Source organism: Marinobacter sp. C1S70 (genome assembly GCF_000475355.1).
Taxonomy (GTDB): Bacteria; Pseudomonadota; Gammaproteobacteria; order Pseudomonadales; family Oleiphilaceae; genus Marinobacter; species Marinobacter nauticus.
The window spans coordinates 178,752-195,851 of sequence record NZ_AXBW01000001.1 but is presented as its reverse complement, the minus strand read 5'-3'; the positions used below and the strand labels follow the sequence as shown (position 1 = coordinate 195,851).

14 protein-coding genes are annotated in these 17,100 nt (G+C 57.0%); 7 read left to right on the top strand and 7 right to left on the bottom strand.

Annotated elements, in window-relative coordinates:
- Positions 1 to 56 precede the first annotated feature (56 nt).
- On the top strand, positions 57 to 437 hold the full coding sequence (locus Q669_RS00920) for a rhodanese-like domain-containing protein (RefSeq protein ID WP_022990891.1): 381 nt from the start codon (positions 57 to 59) through the stop codon (positions 435 to 437).
- A 67-nt stretch (positions 438 to 504) separates the two neighbouring features.
- On the opposite strand, the gene cydB is transcribed toward Q669_RS00920, so the two are convergent.
- The 5 genes from cydB to Q669_RS00895 form a co-directional block, all read right to left on the bottom strand.
- The gene (cydB, locus tag Q669_RS00915; RefSeq protein WP_022990890.1) at positions 505 to 1,506 is read right to left on the bottom strand and encodes a cytochrome d ubiquinol oxidase subunit II; all 1,002 of its coding nucleotides are present in this window, start codon (positions 1,504 to 1,506) and stop codon (positions 505 to 507) included.
- 2 nt (positions 1,507 to 1,508) lie between these two features.
- Positions 1,509 to 2,939, bottom strand: a complete 1,431-nt coding sequence (locus Q669_RS00910) for a cytochrome ubiquinol oxidase subunit I (RefSeq protein ID WP_022990889.1) — start codon at positions 2,937 to 2,939, stop codon at positions 1,509 to 1,511.
- A 20-nt stretch (positions 2,940 to 2,959) separates the two neighbouring features.
- The gene (locus Q669_RS00905; RefSeq protein ID WP_022990888.1) at positions 2,960 to 4,699 is read right to left on the bottom strand and encodes a SulP family inorganic anion transporter; all 1,740 of its coding nucleotides are present in this window, start codon (positions 4,697 to 4,699) and stop codon (positions 2,960 to 2,962) included.
- 14 nt (positions 4,700 to 4,713) lie between these two features.
- Positions 4,714 to 5,982 carry an FAD/NAD(P)-binding oxidoreductase gene (locus Q669_RS00900; RefSeq protein WP_022990887.1) on the bottom strand — a complete coding sequence of 423 codons (1,269 nt, stop codon included), beginning with the start codon at positions 5,980 to 5,982 and terminating at the stop codon, positions 4,714 to 4,716.
- Between the two features lie 362 nt (positions 5,983 to 6,344).
- Positions 6,345 to 6,833 carry a DUF2505 domain-containing protein gene (locus tag Q669_RS00895; RefSeq protein ID WP_011786490.1) on the bottom strand — a complete coding sequence of 163 codons (489 nt, stop codon included), beginning with the start codon at positions 6,831 to 6,833 and terminating at the stop codon, positions 6,345 to 6,347.
- Between the two features lie 199 nt (positions 6,834 to 7,032).
- Here Q669_RS00895 and Q669_RS00890 point away from each other — a divergent pair, with 199 nt between their 5' ends.
- From Q669_RS00890 to Q669_RS00875, 4 genes are all read left to right on the top strand, one after another.
- On the top strand, positions 7,033 to 8,382 hold the full coding sequence (locus Q669_RS00890) for an adenosylmethionine--8-amino-7-oxononanoate transaminase (protein ID WP_022990886.1): 1,350 nt from the start codon (positions 7,033 to 7,035) through the stop codon (positions 8,380 to 8,382).
- Between the two features lie 11 nt (positions 8,383 to 8,393).
- Positions 8,394 to 9,128 (top strand): 16S rRNA (uracil(1498)-N(3))-methyltransferase, encoded by a 735-nt coding sequence (locus tag Q669_RS00885; RefSeq protein ID WP_022990885.1) that lies wholly within the window; start codon positions 8,394 to 8,396, stop codon positions 9,126 to 9,128.
- Between the two features lie 276 nt (positions 9,129 to 9,404).
- Positions 9,405 to 10,634: a hypothetical protein gene (locus tag Q669_RS00880; RefSeq protein ID WP_022990884.1), complete on the top strand. Its 1,230-nt coding sequence runs from the start codon at positions 9,405 to 9,407 to the stop codon at positions 10,632 to 10,634.
- A 90-nt stretch (positions 10,635 to 10,724) separates the two neighbouring features.
- Positions 10,725 to 11,774 (top strand): HDOD domain-containing protein, encoded by a 1,050-nt coding sequence (locus Q669_RS00875; RefSeq protein WP_022990883.1) that lies wholly within the window; start codon positions 10,725 to 10,727, stop codon positions 11,772 to 11,774.
- Here the strand turns inward: Q669_RS00875 and Q669_RS00870 are convergent.
- The gene (locus Q669_RS00870; protein ID WP_022990882.1) at positions 11,757 to 13,112 is read right to left on the bottom strand and encodes a YihY/virulence factor BrkB family protein; all 1,356 of its coding nucleotides are present in this window, start codon (positions 13,110 to 13,112) and stop codon (positions 11,757 to 11,759) included. The two genes, Q669_RS00875 and Q669_RS00870, sit on opposite strands and share 18 nt — an antisense overlap.
- 125 nt (positions 13,113 to 13,237) lie before the next feature.
- Complete coding sequence (locus tag Q669_RS00865; RefSeq protein WP_022990881.1) at positions 13,238 to 14,173, bottom strand: D-2-hydroxyacid dehydrogenase; 936 nt, start codon at positions 14,171 to 14,173, stop codon at positions 13,238 to 13,240.
- A gap of 74 nt (positions 14,174 to 14,247) precedes the next feature.
- Here Q669_RS00865 and tmpT point away from each other — a divergent pair, with 74 nt between their 5' ends.
- Together tmpT and Q669_RS00855 are read left to right on the top strand one after the other, a co-directional pair.
- Positions 14,248 to 14,907, top strand: a complete 660-nt coding sequence (gene tmpT, locus Q669_RS00860; protein WP_022990880.1) for a thiopurine S-methyltransferase — start codon at positions 14,248 to 14,250, stop codon at positions 14,905 to 14,907.
- 270 nt (positions 14,908 to 15,177) lie between these two features.
- Entirely contained in the window at positions 15,178 to 17,100 is a 1,923-nt protein-coding gene (locus Q669_RS00855) for a PrkA family serine protein kinase (RefSeq protein WP_011786498.1), read from the top strand.

Below are 17,100 nucleotides of genomic sequence, written 5' to 3'. Positions count from 1 at the left end.
GTATGTCTGGCCGCTATCACCCTGGTGCTGGCGGCTTTTTTATCAAGAGGTGGAAAATGAAAAGTGTTCACGACCTAGTCGCTGATGCCAAACAAGAGATTCGTGAAGTTCCATTGGATCAGGCAGATGAACTGATTAAGCAGGCGGACATGCTCATCGATGTCCGAGAAGCTGACGAATACCACGCAGGCCACATTCCCGGTGCGGTTAACATCCCCAGAGGCATTCTGGAGTTCAAGCTAACCAATGATCCAGCCCTGGAGGATCGCGGGTTGAACATGGTGATCTACTGCAAGAACAGTGGCCGTTCCGCGCTTTCGGCCAGGGCCATGAAAGAAATGGGTTACATTCACGTACAGTCCATTTCCGGAGGGATCGAGGCATGGCAGGAAGCTGGCAAGCCCGTAGTGAAACCAGAGTTACCCGATTTCGATTGATCAGCCATTCAACAAACCAAAATCTAATTGAAAAAGCCGCCTCCGATTCCGAAGGCGGCTTTTTTCATCAGTGGTAACCCTCACCGGCTCGCACTTTCCCGCGGAAAACCCAATAGGTCCACGCGGTATAAGTGATCACGATAGGCACCACCAATAAGGTACCCAGCAATAGGAACATCTGCGAGCCATAGGCGGAGGCCGCATCCCAAAGCGTGTATTCTGGCGGCACCACATACGGCCAGCGGCTGACCACCAGGCCAAGGTAAGTAGTAATAAACAACCCCATCGTGGCCACAAATGGCATTCCCTCAACGCGGCGACGCACGGATCGGAAAATCTGAAACGCACACAACAAGGTCAGCACTGGCAAGATCCAGATTACACTCAGATTCGAGAACCAGCGCTCTCGTACCATGTCATCCACGAATGGGGTCCAGACGCTGATGACGCCGAAAATAATCAGAACGATAGCCAGTAGCGGTAAGGTCATCCGGTAAGCCCACTCTTGCAGCCGGCCCTCAGTTTTCATGATCAGCCAGGTGGAACCCAGCAGTGAGTAACCGGCGAGCATGCCCAGGCCCGTGAGCACGGTAAACGGAGTCAGCCAGTCCAGGGCGCCACCAACGTATACGCCGTCAACCGTGTTGAAACCCTGGATGTAGGCCCCAACGACCGCGCCTTGGGCGAAAGAGGCGATGGTAGAACCGCCAGCGAAGGCCCAGTTCCACAAATACCTGGAGGTTCGGGCCTTGAATCTGAATTCAAAGGCCACTCCCCTGAATATCAGACCGGCCAGCAACAGGAAAACGCCGATATACAGCGCCGGCAGGAAAATGGTGTAAACCATCGGGAAAGCGGCCAGCAGGCCGGCCCCGCCGAGCACCAGCCAGGTCTCGTTGCCATCCCACACCGGAGCCACGGAGTTCATCATGGTGTCCCGGTCGCCCTCGCTGGGAGCGAACGGGAAGAGGATACCAACCCCGAGGTCAAAGCCATCCATCAGCACATACATGATGATGCCGAAGCCGATAATGAATGCCCAGATCAGGGGCAGATCAAACAGTTCCATAGTCAGTGACCTCCCTGCTTGGCCGCGTTGGTTGGTTTTTCTTCGCCGTATTCGAACGGTACGTGGGCGGCGGAAAGCGGACGGGCCGGACGCTCCGCCTCGTGCTCTTCCTCGTCATGCTGGTCTTCGAGCCCCACGTAGAGCACCCGCATCAAATAGTAGACACCCGCGGAAAACACCGCCGCGTAGACCACGATGTAACCAATCAGGGTAAACAGCGCCATGCCGCCGGTCAGTGACGGCGTCACCGACGAGGCCTGGTCCATGATGCCGTACACCAGCCACGGGGCGCGGCCAACCTCGGTCACAAACCAGCCGGTCAGTACCGCAACGAAAGGGGCAATGCTCATCACCCGCAGTACCTGCAAGAACCAGGTGGACTGGAAGTAGCGGCCACCGCGACGCAGCGCCAGGCCGGTCAGGCCCACAATAATCATCAGGGTACCGATGCCCACCATGATCCGGAACGACCAGAACACAATGGCCACCGGTGGCTGTTCCTCACGCGGAACGTCCTTCAAGCCCGGCACCACCCCGTCCCACTCGTGAGTCAGTATGAGGCTGGCCATACTGGGAATGCCGATCTCGAAATGGTTGGTCTGGGCTTCCTGGTCCGGAATGGCAAACAGTAGCAACGGTACGTTGGACGAAGTCTCCCAGTTGCCTTCCATCGCTGCCACCTTGGTGGGCTGGTGCTCCAGGGTGTTCAGGCCGTGGAAGTCACCCACCACCAGCTGGGCCGGTGCAATGAACAGGATCAGCCACAGGCACATGGACAGCGCCTTGCGGTTGGCTTCCACTTCCCGGCCCCGGAGCAGATACCAGGCACTAACCCCGGCCACCACGAAGCTGCCGGTCAAGAACGAGGCCAGGCCCATGTGCATGAACCGGTACTGGAAGGAGGGGTTGAAGATCGCCTCGCTCCAGGAGGTGACGTGAAACACTCCGTCAATCAGCTCGAAGCCGGCCGGGGTCTGCATCCAGCTATTGGCGGCGAGAATCCAGAAGGAGGAAATGAAGGTGCCGGTGGCCACCATGATGGCGGCAAACAGGTGCACGCCGGCCGGGACCTTGTTACGGCCGAACAGCAGCACGCCCAGGAACGCCGCTTCCAGGAAGAACGCTGTAATCACCTCATAGCTCAATACCGGCCCGAGGAAGTTGGCCGTGGCCTGGGAGAAGTTGCTCCAGTTGGTACCGAACTGGAACGACATCACGATGCCCGAGACCACGCCCATGCCGAACACCACGGCAAAGACCTTGGTCCAGAAGGTGGAGAGCTTCAGCCACACCGGATTACCGGTCTTGAAGCCCAGGCCTTCCAACACGGCAATGTAGGAGGCCAGACCGATGGTAAACACCGGAAAGATGGCGTGAAATGACACCACGAACGCGAACTGGATTCGCGATAGCAGGAGAGGATCGAGTTCCATGGGAACCTCCAGCAGGATCGTCAGTTAGGTTTAAAAAGAATAGTTGGCTTTTTTGCGAGCGCCTTCCATGCGTCGTACGTACTGAAAAAAATCTGGCCGGTCAGATCCTCACAGAAATGGGTCCGCTTCAGTCGATCCATAACCGGCCCTTTCACCTCGGATAGATGCAAACTGATACCCGCATCTTCCAGACGGCTATTGATCGCTTCCAGGCTTTCGAGCGCAGAAGCATCAATTTCATTGACCGCCTGACAGGCCAAAACCAGGTTTTTCATTTCCGGGTTGTCGGACACCAGTTCCAGAACCGTTTCCTCGAGATAACGGGCGTTGGCGAAATACAGACTCTCGTCTACTCGCAGAACAACAGTGCTGTCGTCGATTTCCACCCTGTGGCGCTGCACGTTCCGGAAGTGTTCTGTACCCGGTATCCGTCCCACCACCGCACTGTGAGGTCGGCTGGTACGATACAGGTACAGCCCGATCGACAGCGCAACTCCCACAATAATGCCGGCCTCGACCCCATGAACCAGGGTCAGGATGATCGTGGCCAACATGGCCGCTCCGTCCGCCTTCGAGTAAGCCAGAGTCCGCTTGATAGCCGGCAGGTCAATCAGCGTGCTCACGGCAATGATGATGGTCGCCGCCAGGGTCGCCTTGGGCAGGAATGCGAGCAGTCCAGTCAGGGTAAGCGTCGCCACGGCGATACCGACCGCGGTAAGCGCACCGGCGATTGGTGTCTGGGCACCCGCCTCGAAATTGACCACAGATCTTGAGAACCCTCCGGAAACCGGCGAACCACCGCTGACGCCAGCGGCCACGTTAGCCAGACCCAGGGCAATTAACTCGGAATCGGGATCAATCCGCTGACGCCTCTTGGCTGCAAGGGTCTGTGCTACCGAAACAGACTCTACAAACCCTACCAGACTGATCAGGATGGCGGCAGGCACCAGAGTCGCCCAGATACCCGGATCCATTGATGGCAGGCTGATATCGGGAAGACCGCTGGGCACTTCTCCCACCAGGTTTACCCCCGCAGCGCCAAGATCGAAATACCAGGCAACCGCTGTGGTGACGATAACTGCAGTAACCGGTGCCGCCTTGGTTGTCAGATCCGCCAGCCGCTCGGACAGTCCGATGGCAGTCAGACCCTGTTTGAGGAATTTGCGACACCAATACAGAAAGACCAGCGCTCCCCCACCGATGATCACAGTCGGCAGATTAATCCCGCCCATCTGGTGCAATAGTCCATTGACCATTTCCATAAGATTATGGCCGCCGCCCTGTATACCCAGGATATGACCAAGTTGACTGCCAGCGATGAGAATGCCCGATGCGGTTACAAACCCGGATATCACCGGATGACTCAGAAAGTTTGCCAGGAAGCCAAGCCGCAAGAGGCCCATAGCGAACAGCATCAGGCCAGAAAGCGACGCCAGCACCAGCGCGGCACCGACATACTCAGGGGTACCCGCTTCAGCGATGCCACCGAGCGCGGAGGCGGTCATCAGCGAAGCAACGGCCACTGGCCCGACAGCAAGCGTGGCACTGGTTCCGAATAATGCGTAAACAACCAACGGGATCATGCTCGCATATAGCCCCACTTCTGGCGGAAGACCCGCCAGCAATGCATAGGCCAGTGCCTGAGGCACTAACATCAGAGTCACGATAACCGCCGCTAGCAGGTCACTGACGAAAGTGTCGGACCGATAGTCCTTTGTCCAGTTCAGTATCGGCAGAAAACGGGCCAATCGGTCGGTCATGATATTACGCCTCGTCATCCCGCATCACGGGGTGCTGGAGCAGCCATCCATTCCCGCCCTTTTAACATCCCATTCCAATAAAGCCAGGGAAGCTGCTTGGCTTTAAGCAACCAGGCCATCCGTGTTGCTTTCGTACCATCGTTTAGCCAGCGCGGAAAACTGGGCTGGAGTTTGCCTCCGTAGCCAAACTCCGCGAGAACGATCTTTCCCCGCTCCACGGTCAGAGGACACGATCCATACCCAAGATAGGCTGCACTCAACTCCCTGTCCTTCAAAGAGTCCACGATATTCTGTGCCACAACCGGGGCCTGCTTTCTGACTGCCGCCATCGTCTTGGCATTCGGGGTTCCACTCGCATCACCCAGCCCATAAATACTCGGGTAGCGCCTATGCTGGAGGGTCTCCGGATTCAGATCCAACCATCCTTCTTCATTAGCCAGGCCAGACTCTTGAATAAACGGCGGCGCGTACTGTTTCGGCACCACATGAAGCATATCGAATGGGCGCTCAACAATCCGTTTTTCACCATCAGGGTTCTGTTCGAAACACGCTATCTGAGCAGCTCCATCAACAGCCACAAGTCTCTCTTCAAAGCATAGATTAATCTGATATCGCTCAATGTATTTCTTCAATTCCGGAACATAGTCTTCTACACCAAAAAGGACTTTGCCCGCCGAGTGATAAGAGACCGAGATATCTTTCAGAACACCTTTGCGCAACCACTCGTCAGCCGCGAGATACATAGCCTTCTGGGGGGCGCCTGCACACTTAACAGGCATTGGAGGCTGGATAAACAGCGCTTTGCCTTGTTCGAGCTTTTCGATAAGAGACCAGGTATAAGGCGCGAGCTCATAACAGTAATTGGAGGTGACGCCATGTTTACCAAGACTATCCTTTAGCCCTTCAACACTATCCCAGTCCATAAACAATCCCGGAGCAACAACAAGGCGCCGGAATCCAAGACTGCGAGAGTCGGACAGGTTCACACGTTGCTGCTCTGCATCAATAAATTCGGCCTTTGCCCGGTACCACTTGCAACCCTTTGGAAGGATAGTTTGCGTCTCTCTAACAGTGCTTTCTGCGGAGAACACCCCGCCACCAACCATTGTCCAGCCGGGTTGGTAATAATGTGTCTGACTTGGATCAATGATCGCCAAATCGAGGTCTGGCCGGCGCTTTAAAAGGCTGGCAGCCGTGGCAACGCCACCAGCACCGGCCCCGATAATGACCACGTCATGAGTTTTAAGGGGAGGCTGTTGATATTCAGGTTGGAATTTCTGCACAGGTTCAACTCCACAAGCGTGCGAACTTCCCTGTCTTTCGAATCAACGATCAGGAAACATTATCCAGCTGTTCCTGACTCAGTGTGGGATGGCGCCCAGACCTCATGCCGCTCATCGAGGAATCGGGAAATTGAGCGGTAACGGTGTGTAGACCAGCATTTAACCATACCTTAAGTTATAAGCATAGATTGTTTTGTTATAATTATTGCAATCACGGTGATAGACAACGCCGATAGCCAGGCGTTGCCTGACAAAAATGGAGCTCAGGAGAAGTGTGGGAGAAGGGATTAATCAGCAAGAAGATGTCAGAGGCTGACGTTGCGGGAACGCAACGTCAGCCTGAAAGGAACAGTGACGCTTAATCAAAGCAACTGGCGGATGACGTCATACTCACGTTCAATCTTGGCGTGGGAGTCATCCGCCAGAAACTTCGCAATCTTCCGGCCCAGAAACGGCACCTCGCACAGCACCGACAGGCTCACGTAGTTGATACAACGGTCGCCGTTGCCCAACAGCCGCATCGCGCCCTTGATCTTAGCCGGCACGCCGTCAATGCGCACCCGAAACTCGCAGTGCCACTCGTCATCGTCTTTGCGGAACCAGTGCTCTTCCTGCCGCACCCGGTTCCATTCCCGGTGGAAACCGGAAAGCACACCCGGCACCGGTGCCGAGGCGGTCATTTCCCGCTCGATCACCAGTTTGGCCGACATTTCGTCCTTTTTCAGCTCGGTCACCCTGAGATTGCGGGCGCCCAACTGCTCGTTTTTGTTACGTATGTGCGCCTCATCGAAGAAACGCTCGATCACCTGATCAAGCCCCCGCTCGTAGGGGTGCTCCAGATTAAGTTCCATGATTACCTCCGAACCTGTCTTACCCCTATTGTTGCGGTCGCCGGACGTGGCAACATTGGCCGGGCGGGCAGGCAAACCGGGCAAGCAAGCCAGACCGATTGGTTCACATTCTGGCGCTGTTAAGCGATGGCCCGGGCAAGTATCATGTGAGGATTTTAACAAACCGAACAAACGGCCCGGGAGCTGACAGGAGACTACAATGCGCAATGCCGATCTGGTCGCACGGGATCTCAAATCCGTGTGGCACCCGTGCACCCAGATGAAAGACCACGAAACCCTGCCCCTGATCCCCATCAAACGGGGCGAAGGTGTCTGGCTGGAGGACTTTGAGGGCAACCGCTACATCGACGCCGTCAGCTCCTGGTGGGTTAACCTGTTCGGCCACGCCAATCCGCGCATCAACTCCGCCATTCAGGAACAGATCGGCCAGCTCGAACATGTGATTCTGGCCGGTTTCAGCCATGAGCCAGTGGTTAATCTGTCAGAGCGGCTGATCGAGGTAACACCGGAAGGCCTGAACAAGTGTTTCTATGCCGACAATGGTTCCTCGGCCATCGAAGCCGCTCTGAAGATGAGTTACCACTACTGGAAAAACCACGGCAAACCGGGCAAGAAGAACTTCGTTAACCTCAGCAACAGCTATCATGGCGAAACCCTGGGCGCGCTGGCCCTGGGCGACGTGGCCCTTTACAAGGACACCTACCAGCCGCTGCTGATGGAAGTGCTGACCGCCCCCTCACCAGACGCGTATAACAAAGAGCCGGGCGAAACCGATGAAGAGTACGCCCTGCGCCAGTTCGAGGCCATGGACAAACTGCTGGCCGAGAAACACGACGAAATCTGCGCTGTGGTGGTGGAGCCGTTGATCCAGTGCGCCGGTGGCATGCGCATGCACCACCCGATTTACCACACCAAACTGCGGGAAGCTTGCGACCGTTACGGGGTGCACCTGATCGCGGACGAAATTGCCGTCGGCTTTGGCCGCACCGGTACTCTGTTCGCCTGCGAACAATCCGGCATCACCCCCGATTTCATGTGCCTGTCCAAAGGACTGACTGCCGGCTATCTGCCGCTGTCTGTGGTGCTCACCACCGAGAACGTCTACAACGCTTTCTACGACGACTACGAAACCATGCGCGCCTTCCTGCACAGCCACAGCTACACCGGCAACCCCATTGGCTGCGCCGTCGCCCTCGCCACGCTCGACATCTTCCGGGACGAGAACGTCATAGAGAACAACCGCCAGCTGGCCCGGTGCATGAGCGAATCCGTGGCTCACCTGGCCGACCACCCGAATGTGGGCGACATCCGCCAGCACGGCATGACCATGGCCATTGAAATGGTTAAAGACAAAGCCAGCAAAACCCCGTTCCCCTGGCAGGAACGCCGTGGCATCAGAGTGTATAAGCATTCACTCACCCGCCAGGCTCTCCTGCGCCCCCTAGGTAACGTGCTGTACTTCATGCCGCCCTACGTGATCACCGAAGAACAGATTCGCCATCTGGCTCAGGTGGCCACCGAAGGCATCGAAATCGCGGTCAAGGACTGAGAACCGCCGCCATGAGAATCCCGCGTATCTTCACCGACAGCCCCCTGGCTGTCGGCAGCCAGTGCCAGCTGGACGACAACGCCGCCAACCACGTAGGCCGGGTCCTACGCATGCAGGCAGGCCAGGCACTTCTGCTCTTCAACGGGGACGGCCAGGACTACCGCGCCACCATTACCGAAGCCGGAAAAAAGCACGTGCAGGTGGACGTCACCGAAGCCTCTGAAAACGAAACCGAATCCCCCCTCAGAGTGATATTGGCACAGACCCTGTCCAAGGGTGACCGAATGGACTACGCCGTGCAGAAAGCCGTGGAAATGGGCGTGAGCGAAATCGTGCCACTGACCACCGAACGCTGCGAGGTCAAACTCAAAGGCGACCGGGAAGACAAACGCCTGCGCCACTGGCAACAGGTTGCCATCAGCGCCGCCGAACAGTGCGGCCGTGCCCGGGTTCCTGAAGTACAGCCGGTTATGACCGTGCAACAGTGGCTGGAACACGCCCAGGCCTGCGACTTGCGCGTTGTACTACACCACCGCACCGAACAGTCCCTGAACACCCTCGAAAAGCCCTCCAGCATCGCCCTGATGATCGGCCCCGAAGGCGGCCTGACCGCCGAAGAAATCGCCCTGGCCGAGGACAACGGCTTTCTGCCCGTTGCCCTCGGCCCCCGGGTACTGCGCACCGAAACCGCACCGGTTGCCGCCATCGCCCTGTGCCAGTGGCTCTGGGGGGATATCGGCGCCTGAGACAGCCGGGTGACTATTCATGGCGTCACGTCGTGACATCCCAGTCATTGACAGACACGGGGGCGATCAACATTATTCTTGTCTGACAAAAAAGCCTGAAGCTACCACCGGCACTTGAGCAGCTGGTTGCGGTAGGGCTTTCCAAAACCCTGCGGAGCCATGGATGGCGGAGCGGAGCGTACATGGACGTATTAACAGCGTGTTTTGGAAAGCCCTACCGCAACCAGCTGCAAATCACCGAGGCTTCGGTAAAACAAATAAACATGCGAGTCCAGGATGACAGACCTACTTACCAATCCGGAATTTTGGCAATACCTCAGCATCCCCGTGATCGCCGCCCTCATCGGCTGGAGCACCAACTGGCTCGCCATCAAAATGACCTTCTACCCTCTGGAGTTCATCGGCAAGCCACCGATTCTGGGCTGGCAGGGCATTATTCCCTCCAAAGCCCGCAAAATGGCCGCCAAAAGCGTGGATGCCACCATTTCCAAAATCGGTACCGTTCAGGAGATCTTCGAACAGATCGACCCAAAAGTCCTGGCCGCCCACATCATCTACACCGTCGACCCCCGCATCGAGGAATATGTCGACGAACTCATGCTGCGGGAATACCCCACCTTCTGGGAAAACCTGCCCGCCTCGGCCCGCAAAATGGTCTATGACCGGGTACGCAAATCCACCCCGCAACTGGTCGACAACCTGGTTGAAGACATCTCCGACAACATTGAAGACCTGCTCGACATCAAAGGCATGGTCATCGAGCGCCTGGCCCGGGATAAAAAGCTGCTCAACCGGATATTTCTGGAGTGCGGTGACGTGGAGTTCCGCTTCATCATCAATTCCGGCCTCTACTTCGGCTTTCTGTTCGGCATTATCCAGATGGGCGTGTGGTACCTGTACCCGGCCATCTGGGTACTACCCCTGTTTGGCCTCTTGGTGGGCTGGGCCACCAACTGGATTGCGCTGAATGTGATCTTCCGGCCCCTGCATGAACACAAGGTCGGCCCTCTGCGCATCCAGGGCCTGTTCCTCAAGCGCCAGCCAGAAGTGGCGGAATCCTTCTGTCACATCGTGACCCACGAGATACTGACCGTGGGCAACATCATCAACGCCATCCTCGAAGGACCCAAAGGTGACCGCGCCCGCAACATGGTGAAAAAACACATCAAACCACTGGTGGATGAAACCGCAGGCATGGGCAAGGCCCTGACCCAGATGGCGTTCGGCCCAACGGGTTTTGCCACCCTGAAAAACCAGGTGGGCGAAAAAGCCATCGCGATATCCCAGAGTTCCTTCAACAACCCCGTGTTCGAGCGAGACCGTGCCCGGGCGGTGGAGTCCATCATGGTGGAGCGGATGAATGCCCTGTCCTCGGAAGAATTCCAGGATCTGCTGCGCCCGTGCTTCCAGGAAGACGAGATCAAACTGATCCTGGTGGGCGCCTTCCTGGGTCTGGTGGCCGGTGTGTGCCAACTGGTCTTTGTCTTTGGCGAGTCCTTTTTCTGATCGTTGTCAGGGCTGTGCAGGGTTGCATTACGCTACTATACTGGCCAGATAACCAGTCCATTCTTTATACACGCTATGCGGAGGCAAGGGATGCCGGGCTTTTTTTCCTGGATATCAGGCCTGTTCAACAGCACTCAATCCGTCCCACAGGCTGCCTCCGAAACCCGGCTTTTTAATCCTTCCAGCACCAGCCAGCCCGGCAATAGCAACGATGAAGGCGACATTGTTGGCCAACTGGAAGACCACCTGTTCACCTGGCTGCTTGATGTGGAACCCGCGCGACTTCGTGCCGGCACAGATAGTGGCGAAAGGGAACTGGCCGAGCTCGAGCGGCGCCTGCAAATGAACGAAATGGAAGAACTGCCCAGGAAGCCTGGCAGCTTACCCATGCTGATGCGAGCACTGTCCAATGACGCCACCGAACGCAAAGAGCTTACCCGCATCATTCTGAGTGACCCGTCACTGACCGACCAGTTGCTGCAGGTGGCCAACAGCCCCTACTTCCGCCCGAGTGAACACGTCATAGAATCCGTTGACCAGGCGGTGTTCGTGCTGGGTGTGGACGGCATCCGGAACGTGATTGCTGCGGCGGTTATGCGGCCTATGATGGCGGCCCGAAACAGCCGCGAGGCACTTTTCGCCCAACGATCCTGGCGCTGGGGCCTGACCTGCGCCCGAGCGGCGGAAATGATTGCCAAGATTCACCGGGACGACACCAGCGCCCACTTCATGGTTGGCCTGCTGCCAGCATTGGCGTACATCACCATTCGCAGGGAACTGGGGCGTATCTACCGCACCAGGGGCTCTGGCAGTGAACCGGAGCCGGCGTTGCTGAGATTGGCCCTGGCCCGCTATCAGTGGGCCACTTGTCAGCTACTGGCGAATGTCTGGACTCTGCCTCCCAAATACCATGCCTGGCTGTTATCGGCAGAACGGCCGGCGCCGCGGCAGGCGCACTCGGCACTGACCGACGGCCTGCTTCTGGGCACCCGGGAGGTGCTGCGCCATGCCCGCCAAAGAAACCTGTCAGAAGAGAATCTGATTCGCATTGTGCACCTGTCCCCGGAGCAACTGGGCAGGGTACGTACGGTATTGCTCAGAATGCTCCAGGAAGGCAAAAGTTCACAGGTTCGGACCTGACGCCGGTGCTTTGACAGTGTCCGCCCCGGGCGGTATATCGGCATTCAGCAGGCTGGCAAAACTGACGTCATCGCTGGTGGGCGCAAGATCGATCAACTCCCGCGGCATGGCACCGGCTGGAAGACGATCCACCACCCGGTCTTCGTCCTTGCGCACAGCCCGCAGCACACTGCCGACCGTAATCAGATCCAGTGTTCGCCCTGGAACCAGCTGATCGCCATCTCGCCCCGCCAGATTCAGCAATCCGGCGCGGATCAGCTTGTCGCTGATCTTGCGGGTGACTTCGCCGGGAATCCGCAACTGCTGCTCCAGAGACTCCTGCTGAGGCGCCGGTTCACCGCGGCTGAACGGCTTGGCCACCATCCACATCAGGGCAAGCCCTACCCGCTCCTGCAATTCCGGCGCCAGCTGGACATTCCGGCGCTTGGCTACGGCCCCCGGGTTTTGCAGATAGAAAGCCAGACTGGCGCCAAGCAGCAGGATCATCCAGTTCAGATACGTCCAGATCAGCAGAATGATACCGACCGCAAAACCGGAGTAGATGGCCGCATACTTGGCCGAGCCGGCCACGAACGAGGCAAACAGCATGCCGCCAGCCTGCCAGGAAACGCCGGCCACCAGCCCGGCGATAAACGCGTAGCGCAGCTTCACCCGGGTGTTAGGGATAAAGATGTAAACAAAGGTGAACGCGCCCACCACCAGGAAAAATGGTGTAAATCGACTGGCAAGGACAATCAACGAACCAAACGGCTCGATGGCCATAAGATTCTGAGCGATTTCTGAAGAGAATATGGTGGCGGTTACCCCGATAGCCGAAACCATCAACAAGGGGCCGACCATGATGACGCTCAGATAGTTACTGAAACGCTGCGCCATGGAGCGCATTTCCGGCACCCGCCAGATCATGTTGAACGAGCGCTCGATTTTCTGAACCAGGGAAATGACGGTGTACACCAACAAGGCCAGACCCACCGAGCCCAACACACCGACTTTCATATTATCGACAAAGCCCAGGATTCGCTCAGCCACCTCCACACCCTGTGGGCCCATCGGCTGGAAGAACTGGTACAGGAATGGCTCCATGCGCTGGTGCACACCCAGCGCTTTCAGCACGGAAAAGCTCAGGGCGAGCAACGGCACAATGCTGAGCAACGTGGTGTAAACCAGGCTCATGGCGTGCAGTGTCAGCTGACCACTGATCACATCGCGGATCAGGGCATAAGCCGAGCGCCCGGATTTATACAGCCAGGTCCAGGGCCAGGTCTGCGGTGGGTTGGAATTGGACAGTATCCAGTCTTCAGCAGCCTGGAGCCGCTCTTTCATCTGGGTGGAAGCCACGTAACATCCTGCTTGTCAGTGTTTCTTCAAGCTTATCAGGCAGCTGTCAGTAAACAACCCGGAAACCGGGTATTTGTTGTACACCCGGACAAATCCTCCTGGCGGTGGGCTTCCTTCACCCGACTTCAGGTAACCGACGCCAGATTACGCGCCGTAATCTCCACAATTCGCTGCCGCGCCTCTTGGCTCGCCCAGGCCGAGTGTGGGGTCAGAATCAGATTGGGAACATTGTCTGCCAGCAGCGGGTTACCATTGCGAGGAGGTTCTTCGGTTAACACGTCAAAGCCCGCACCGGCAATATCGCCATTCCGCAAGGCGTCAGCCAAAGCCGATTCATCAACCAAGCCGCCTCTACTGGTGTTGATCAGCAGTGCCGACGACTTCATTAAACCCAGTTCCCGGGCGCCAATCATGTTGCGGGTTTCTTCTGTCAGCAGGCAGTGGAGTGATAGCACATCAGCCTGCACCAACAGTTCATCCAACGGAATTCGAGGGTAGCCATCCACCTCGCCAGGCTCTTGGCCGGGCCGGCAGCCGAGGACGATGTTCATGCCAAACGCCTTTGCCCGTTCCGCCACACCCTGGCCAAGATCGCCGTAGCCGACAATGCCCAGCGTTTTGCCTTCCAGCTCCATAATCGGGTAGTCCATCAGGCAGAACATATCGCTTTTGGCCCACTGGCCGTTGCGGGCACCCCGGTTGTAATCCAGCAGCCGGGTGGCCAGTGCCAGGATGAGAGCCATGGTGTGCTGGGCCACGGTGGAACGGCCATAATTGGTAACGTTCATTACCTTGATGTCGTGGGCCTTGGCCGCCTCCAGATCGATGTTATTGAGACCGGTTGCCACCACCGCGATGGTTTTCAGTTCCGGGCAGGCTTCAAAATGTTCGCCGTTCAGCACCACCTTGTTCACCAGCACCGTATCAAAGCCCTGAATCCTTTGAATCACCTGCTCGGGGTTAGTGCGCGGGTGGCAGGTCAGTCCGCCAGTGATGTTTTCAATGGGGCTCAGATCCACATCCTCGCCCAGTGTTTCGGCATCCAGAAAAACGGCTTTCATACTTTTCTCCTGACTCATCGACCCCACAGATTAAGGTAGACTGAGGAAAACGATCAATCTCCGGGAGGCTACCCATGGAACACGAATTCTGGCACGAACGCTGGGCAAAAGACCAAATCGGCTTCCACGAAGGCACGGTTAATCAGTACCTGCATGACCACTGGCCCGAACTGGCAGGCAACGGCACCGACGCCGTGTTCGTTCCCCTGTGCGGCAAGGCCCATGACATGTGGTGGCTGCACGATCGCGGACATCCGATTATCGGCGTGGAGTTAAGCGAGGTTGCCTGCAAGGATTTTTTCGAGGAAGCGCAGGAGAAAGCCATCGTTCACCCGGGTGAACCCTTTACCACCTTCCGCCATGACGACCTGCAGATCTGGTGTGGGGATTATTTCCAGCTGGTGCCGGACGACCTCAAACACATTCGCCTGGTGTACGACCGGGCTGCCCTGATCGCCCTGCCCCCGGAAATGCGCAAGAGCTATGTCAATCATCTCACCGCTATTATTCCGGACGACACCAGAATCCTGCTGATCACGCTGGATTACGACAGTTCGGAAATGCAGGGCCCGCCGTTCAACGTTACCGACGACGAAGTGTTCAGGCTTTACGGTGAGGATTATGAGATCAACCAGGTGCTGAAACGGGACATGGCCCGTGACAACCCGTTTGCCAAACGCCGGGGCCTGAGAAACGGCGCCACAGAGAGTGTTTTTACCCTCGTCAAGAAATAACCTTCGATCATGGGCGGTAAGTCCCTTGTGTCCCGTCTGGCTTACCGCCCGTAACATAATTTAATGAACCTAATTTGACTGCTCACTGTCCAACCTCCGAACTCTGAACTAAGCTCAGATTAAGCAGGCCGGAAACCTCCGGATAACGTATACCTGCTTAACACCATCCCATTCATTCCTTAACCAGACACACCGCCGGGACAGGCGGCGAAACAGCAACGGGGACATTGCGTGAATTTATAACAGGCAAGAGTAAGCGAGGGGCCATCTATGAGCATTCTGCAGCACTTCAAAGACCGGTATGAACAGACTCAGGAGGAGGAATACTCCCTTGAGGAATACCTGGAGATCTGCAAAAAGGACCCAACGGCATACGCCACCGCCGCGGAGCGGATGTTGATTGCCATCGGCGAACCAGAACTGATCGATACCTCCCGTGACCCCCGCCTGTCACGCATCTTCTCGAACAAAGTCATCAAGCGTTACCCGGAATTCGACGAGTTTTACGGCATGGAAGATGCCGTCGAAAACATCGTTTCGTTCTTCCGCCACGCAGCCCAGGGTCTGGAGGAGAAGAAGCAGATTCTCTACCTGCTCGGCCCCGTTGGCGGCGGTAAGTCTTCCCTGGCCGAGAAACTCAAGGCCCTGATGCAGAAGGTCCCTTTCTACGCCATCAAAGGCTCTCCGGTAAACGAAAGCCCGCTAGGCCTGTTCGACCCGGCCGAGGATGGCCCGATTCTGGAAGAGGAATACGGCATTCCCGGCCGCTACCTGAAAAACATCATGTCACCCTGGGCAGTCAAGCGCCTGCATGAGTTTGGCGGCGACATCAGCCAGTTCCGGGTGGTTAAACGTTACCCCTCGGTGCTGGACCAGATCGGTGTATCCAAGACCGAGCCGGGCGACGACAACAACCAGGACATCTCGGCCCTGGTGGGCAAGGTCAACATCCGAATGCTGGAAGACTATTCCCAGGATGATCCGGATGCCTACAGCTTCAGCGGCGGCCTGTGCAAAGCCAACCAGGGGCTGATGGAGTTTGTGGAAATGTTCAAGGCACCCATCAAGGTGCTGCATCCGCTGTTGACGGCCACCCAGGAAGGCAACTACAACACCACCGAGGGCATGGGCTCGGTGCCCTTCGACGGCGTGATCCTGGCCCACTCCAATGAATCCGAGTGGCAGACCTTCCGCAATAACAAGCACAACGAAGCCTTCCTGGACCGGGTATACATCGTCAAGGTGCCCTACTGTGTGCGGGTCACTGAAGAAATTGAAATCTATCGCAAGCTGCTGAAGCACAGCTCACTGTCCGGAGCGCCCTGCGCACCTGACACTCTTGATATGCTGGCCCAGTTCTCGGTGTTGTCCCGGATCAAGGAGCCGGAAAACTCCAGCATCTTCTCCAAAATGAAGGTATACGACGGCCAGAGCATCAAGGACACCGACCCCAAGGCCAAGTCCATCCAGGAGTACCGGGATGCTGCCGGGGTGATGGAAGGCATGGACGGTCTGTCTACCCGCTTTGCCTTCAAGATCCTGTCAAAGGTATTCAATTTCGACACCACCGAGATTGCCGCCAACCCGGTGCACCTGCTCTATGTGCTGGAAAAGCAGATCGAACAGGAACAGTTCCAGCCGGAGTTGCAGGAAAAATACCTGCGCTTCATCAAGGAATACCTGGCGCCCCACTACGTCCAGTTTATCGGCAAGGAAATCCAGACGGCGTATCTGGAAAGCTACAGCGAGTACGGCCAGAACCTGTTCGACCGCTATGTCACCTATGCCGACTTCTGGATTCAGGATCAGGAGTTCCGGGACCCGGAAACCGGCGAGATTCTGGACCGCTCCTCCATCAACGACGAGCTGGAGAAAATCGAGAAACCGGCGGGCATTTCCAACCCCAAGGACTTCCGCAACGAAGTGGTCAACTTTGTGCTGCGGGCCCGGGCCAACAACGGTGGCAAGAACCCGTCCTGGCTCAGCTATGAGAAGCTGCGCAGCGTGATCGAGAAGAAGATGTTCTCGAACACCGAAGACCTGTTGCCGGTGATTTCCTTCAATCCGAAGGCCAGCCAGGAAGACCAGAAAAAGCACAAACAGTTTGTGGAACGCATGGTTGACCGTGGATACACGGAGAAACAGGTTCGCTTGCTTGCCGAGTGGTACCTGCGCGTCCGGAAATCCCATTAA

What these genes read in the sequence shown, in the direction of transcription:
- Q669_RS00855 (WP_011786498.1), top strand. Translation starts at nt 15,178, where the DNA reads ATGAGCATTCTGCAGCACTTCAAAGACCGGTATGAACAGACTCAGGAG.
- Q669_RS00875 (WP_022990883.1), top strand. Translation starts at nt 10,725, where the DNA reads ATGCCGGGCTTTTTTTCCTGGATATCAGGCCTGTTCAACAGCACTCAA.
- Q669_RS00920 (WP_022990891.1), top strand. Translation starts at nt 57, where the DNA reads ATGAAAAGTGTTCACGACCTAGTCGCTGATGCCAAACAAGAGATTCGT.
- Q669_RS00890 (WP_022990886.1), top strand. Translation starts at nt 7,033, where the DNA reads ATGCGCAATGCCGATCTGGTCGCACGGGATCTCAAATCCGTGTGGCAC.
- Q669_RS00895 (WP_011786490.1), bottom strand. Translation starts at nt 6,833, where the DNA reads ATGGAACTTAATCTGGAGCACCCCTACGAGCGGGGGCTTGATCAGGTG.
- tmpT (WP_022990880.1), top strand. Translation starts at nt 14,248, where the DNA reads ATGGAACACGAATTCTGGCACGAACGCTGGGCAAAAGACCAAATCGGC.
- Q669_RS00880 (WP_022990884.1), top strand. Translation starts at nt 9,405, where the DNA reads ATGACAGACCTACTTACCAATCCGGAATTTTGGCAATACCTCAGCATC.
- Q669_RS00865 (WP_022990881.1), bottom strand. Translation starts at nt 14,173, where the DNA reads ATGAAAGCCGTTTTTCTGGATGCCGAAACACTGGGCGAGGATGTGGAT.
- Q669_RS00885 (WP_022990885.1), top strand. Translation starts at nt 8,394, where the DNA reads ATGAGAATCCCGCGTATCTTCACCGACAGCCCCCTGGCTGTCGGCAGC.
- cydB (WP_022990890.1), bottom strand. Translation starts at nt 1,506, where the DNA reads ATGGAACTGTTTGATCTGCCCCTGATCTGGGCATTCATTATCGGCTTC.
- Q669_RS00910 (WP_022990889.1), bottom strand. Translation starts at nt 2,939, where the DNA reads ATGGAACTCGATCCTCTCCTGCTATCGCGAATCCAGTTCGCGTTCGTG.
- Q669_RS00905 (WP_022990888.1), bottom strand. Translation starts at nt 4,699, where the DNA reads ATGACCGACCGATTGGCCCGTTTTCTGCCGATACTGAACTGGACAAAG.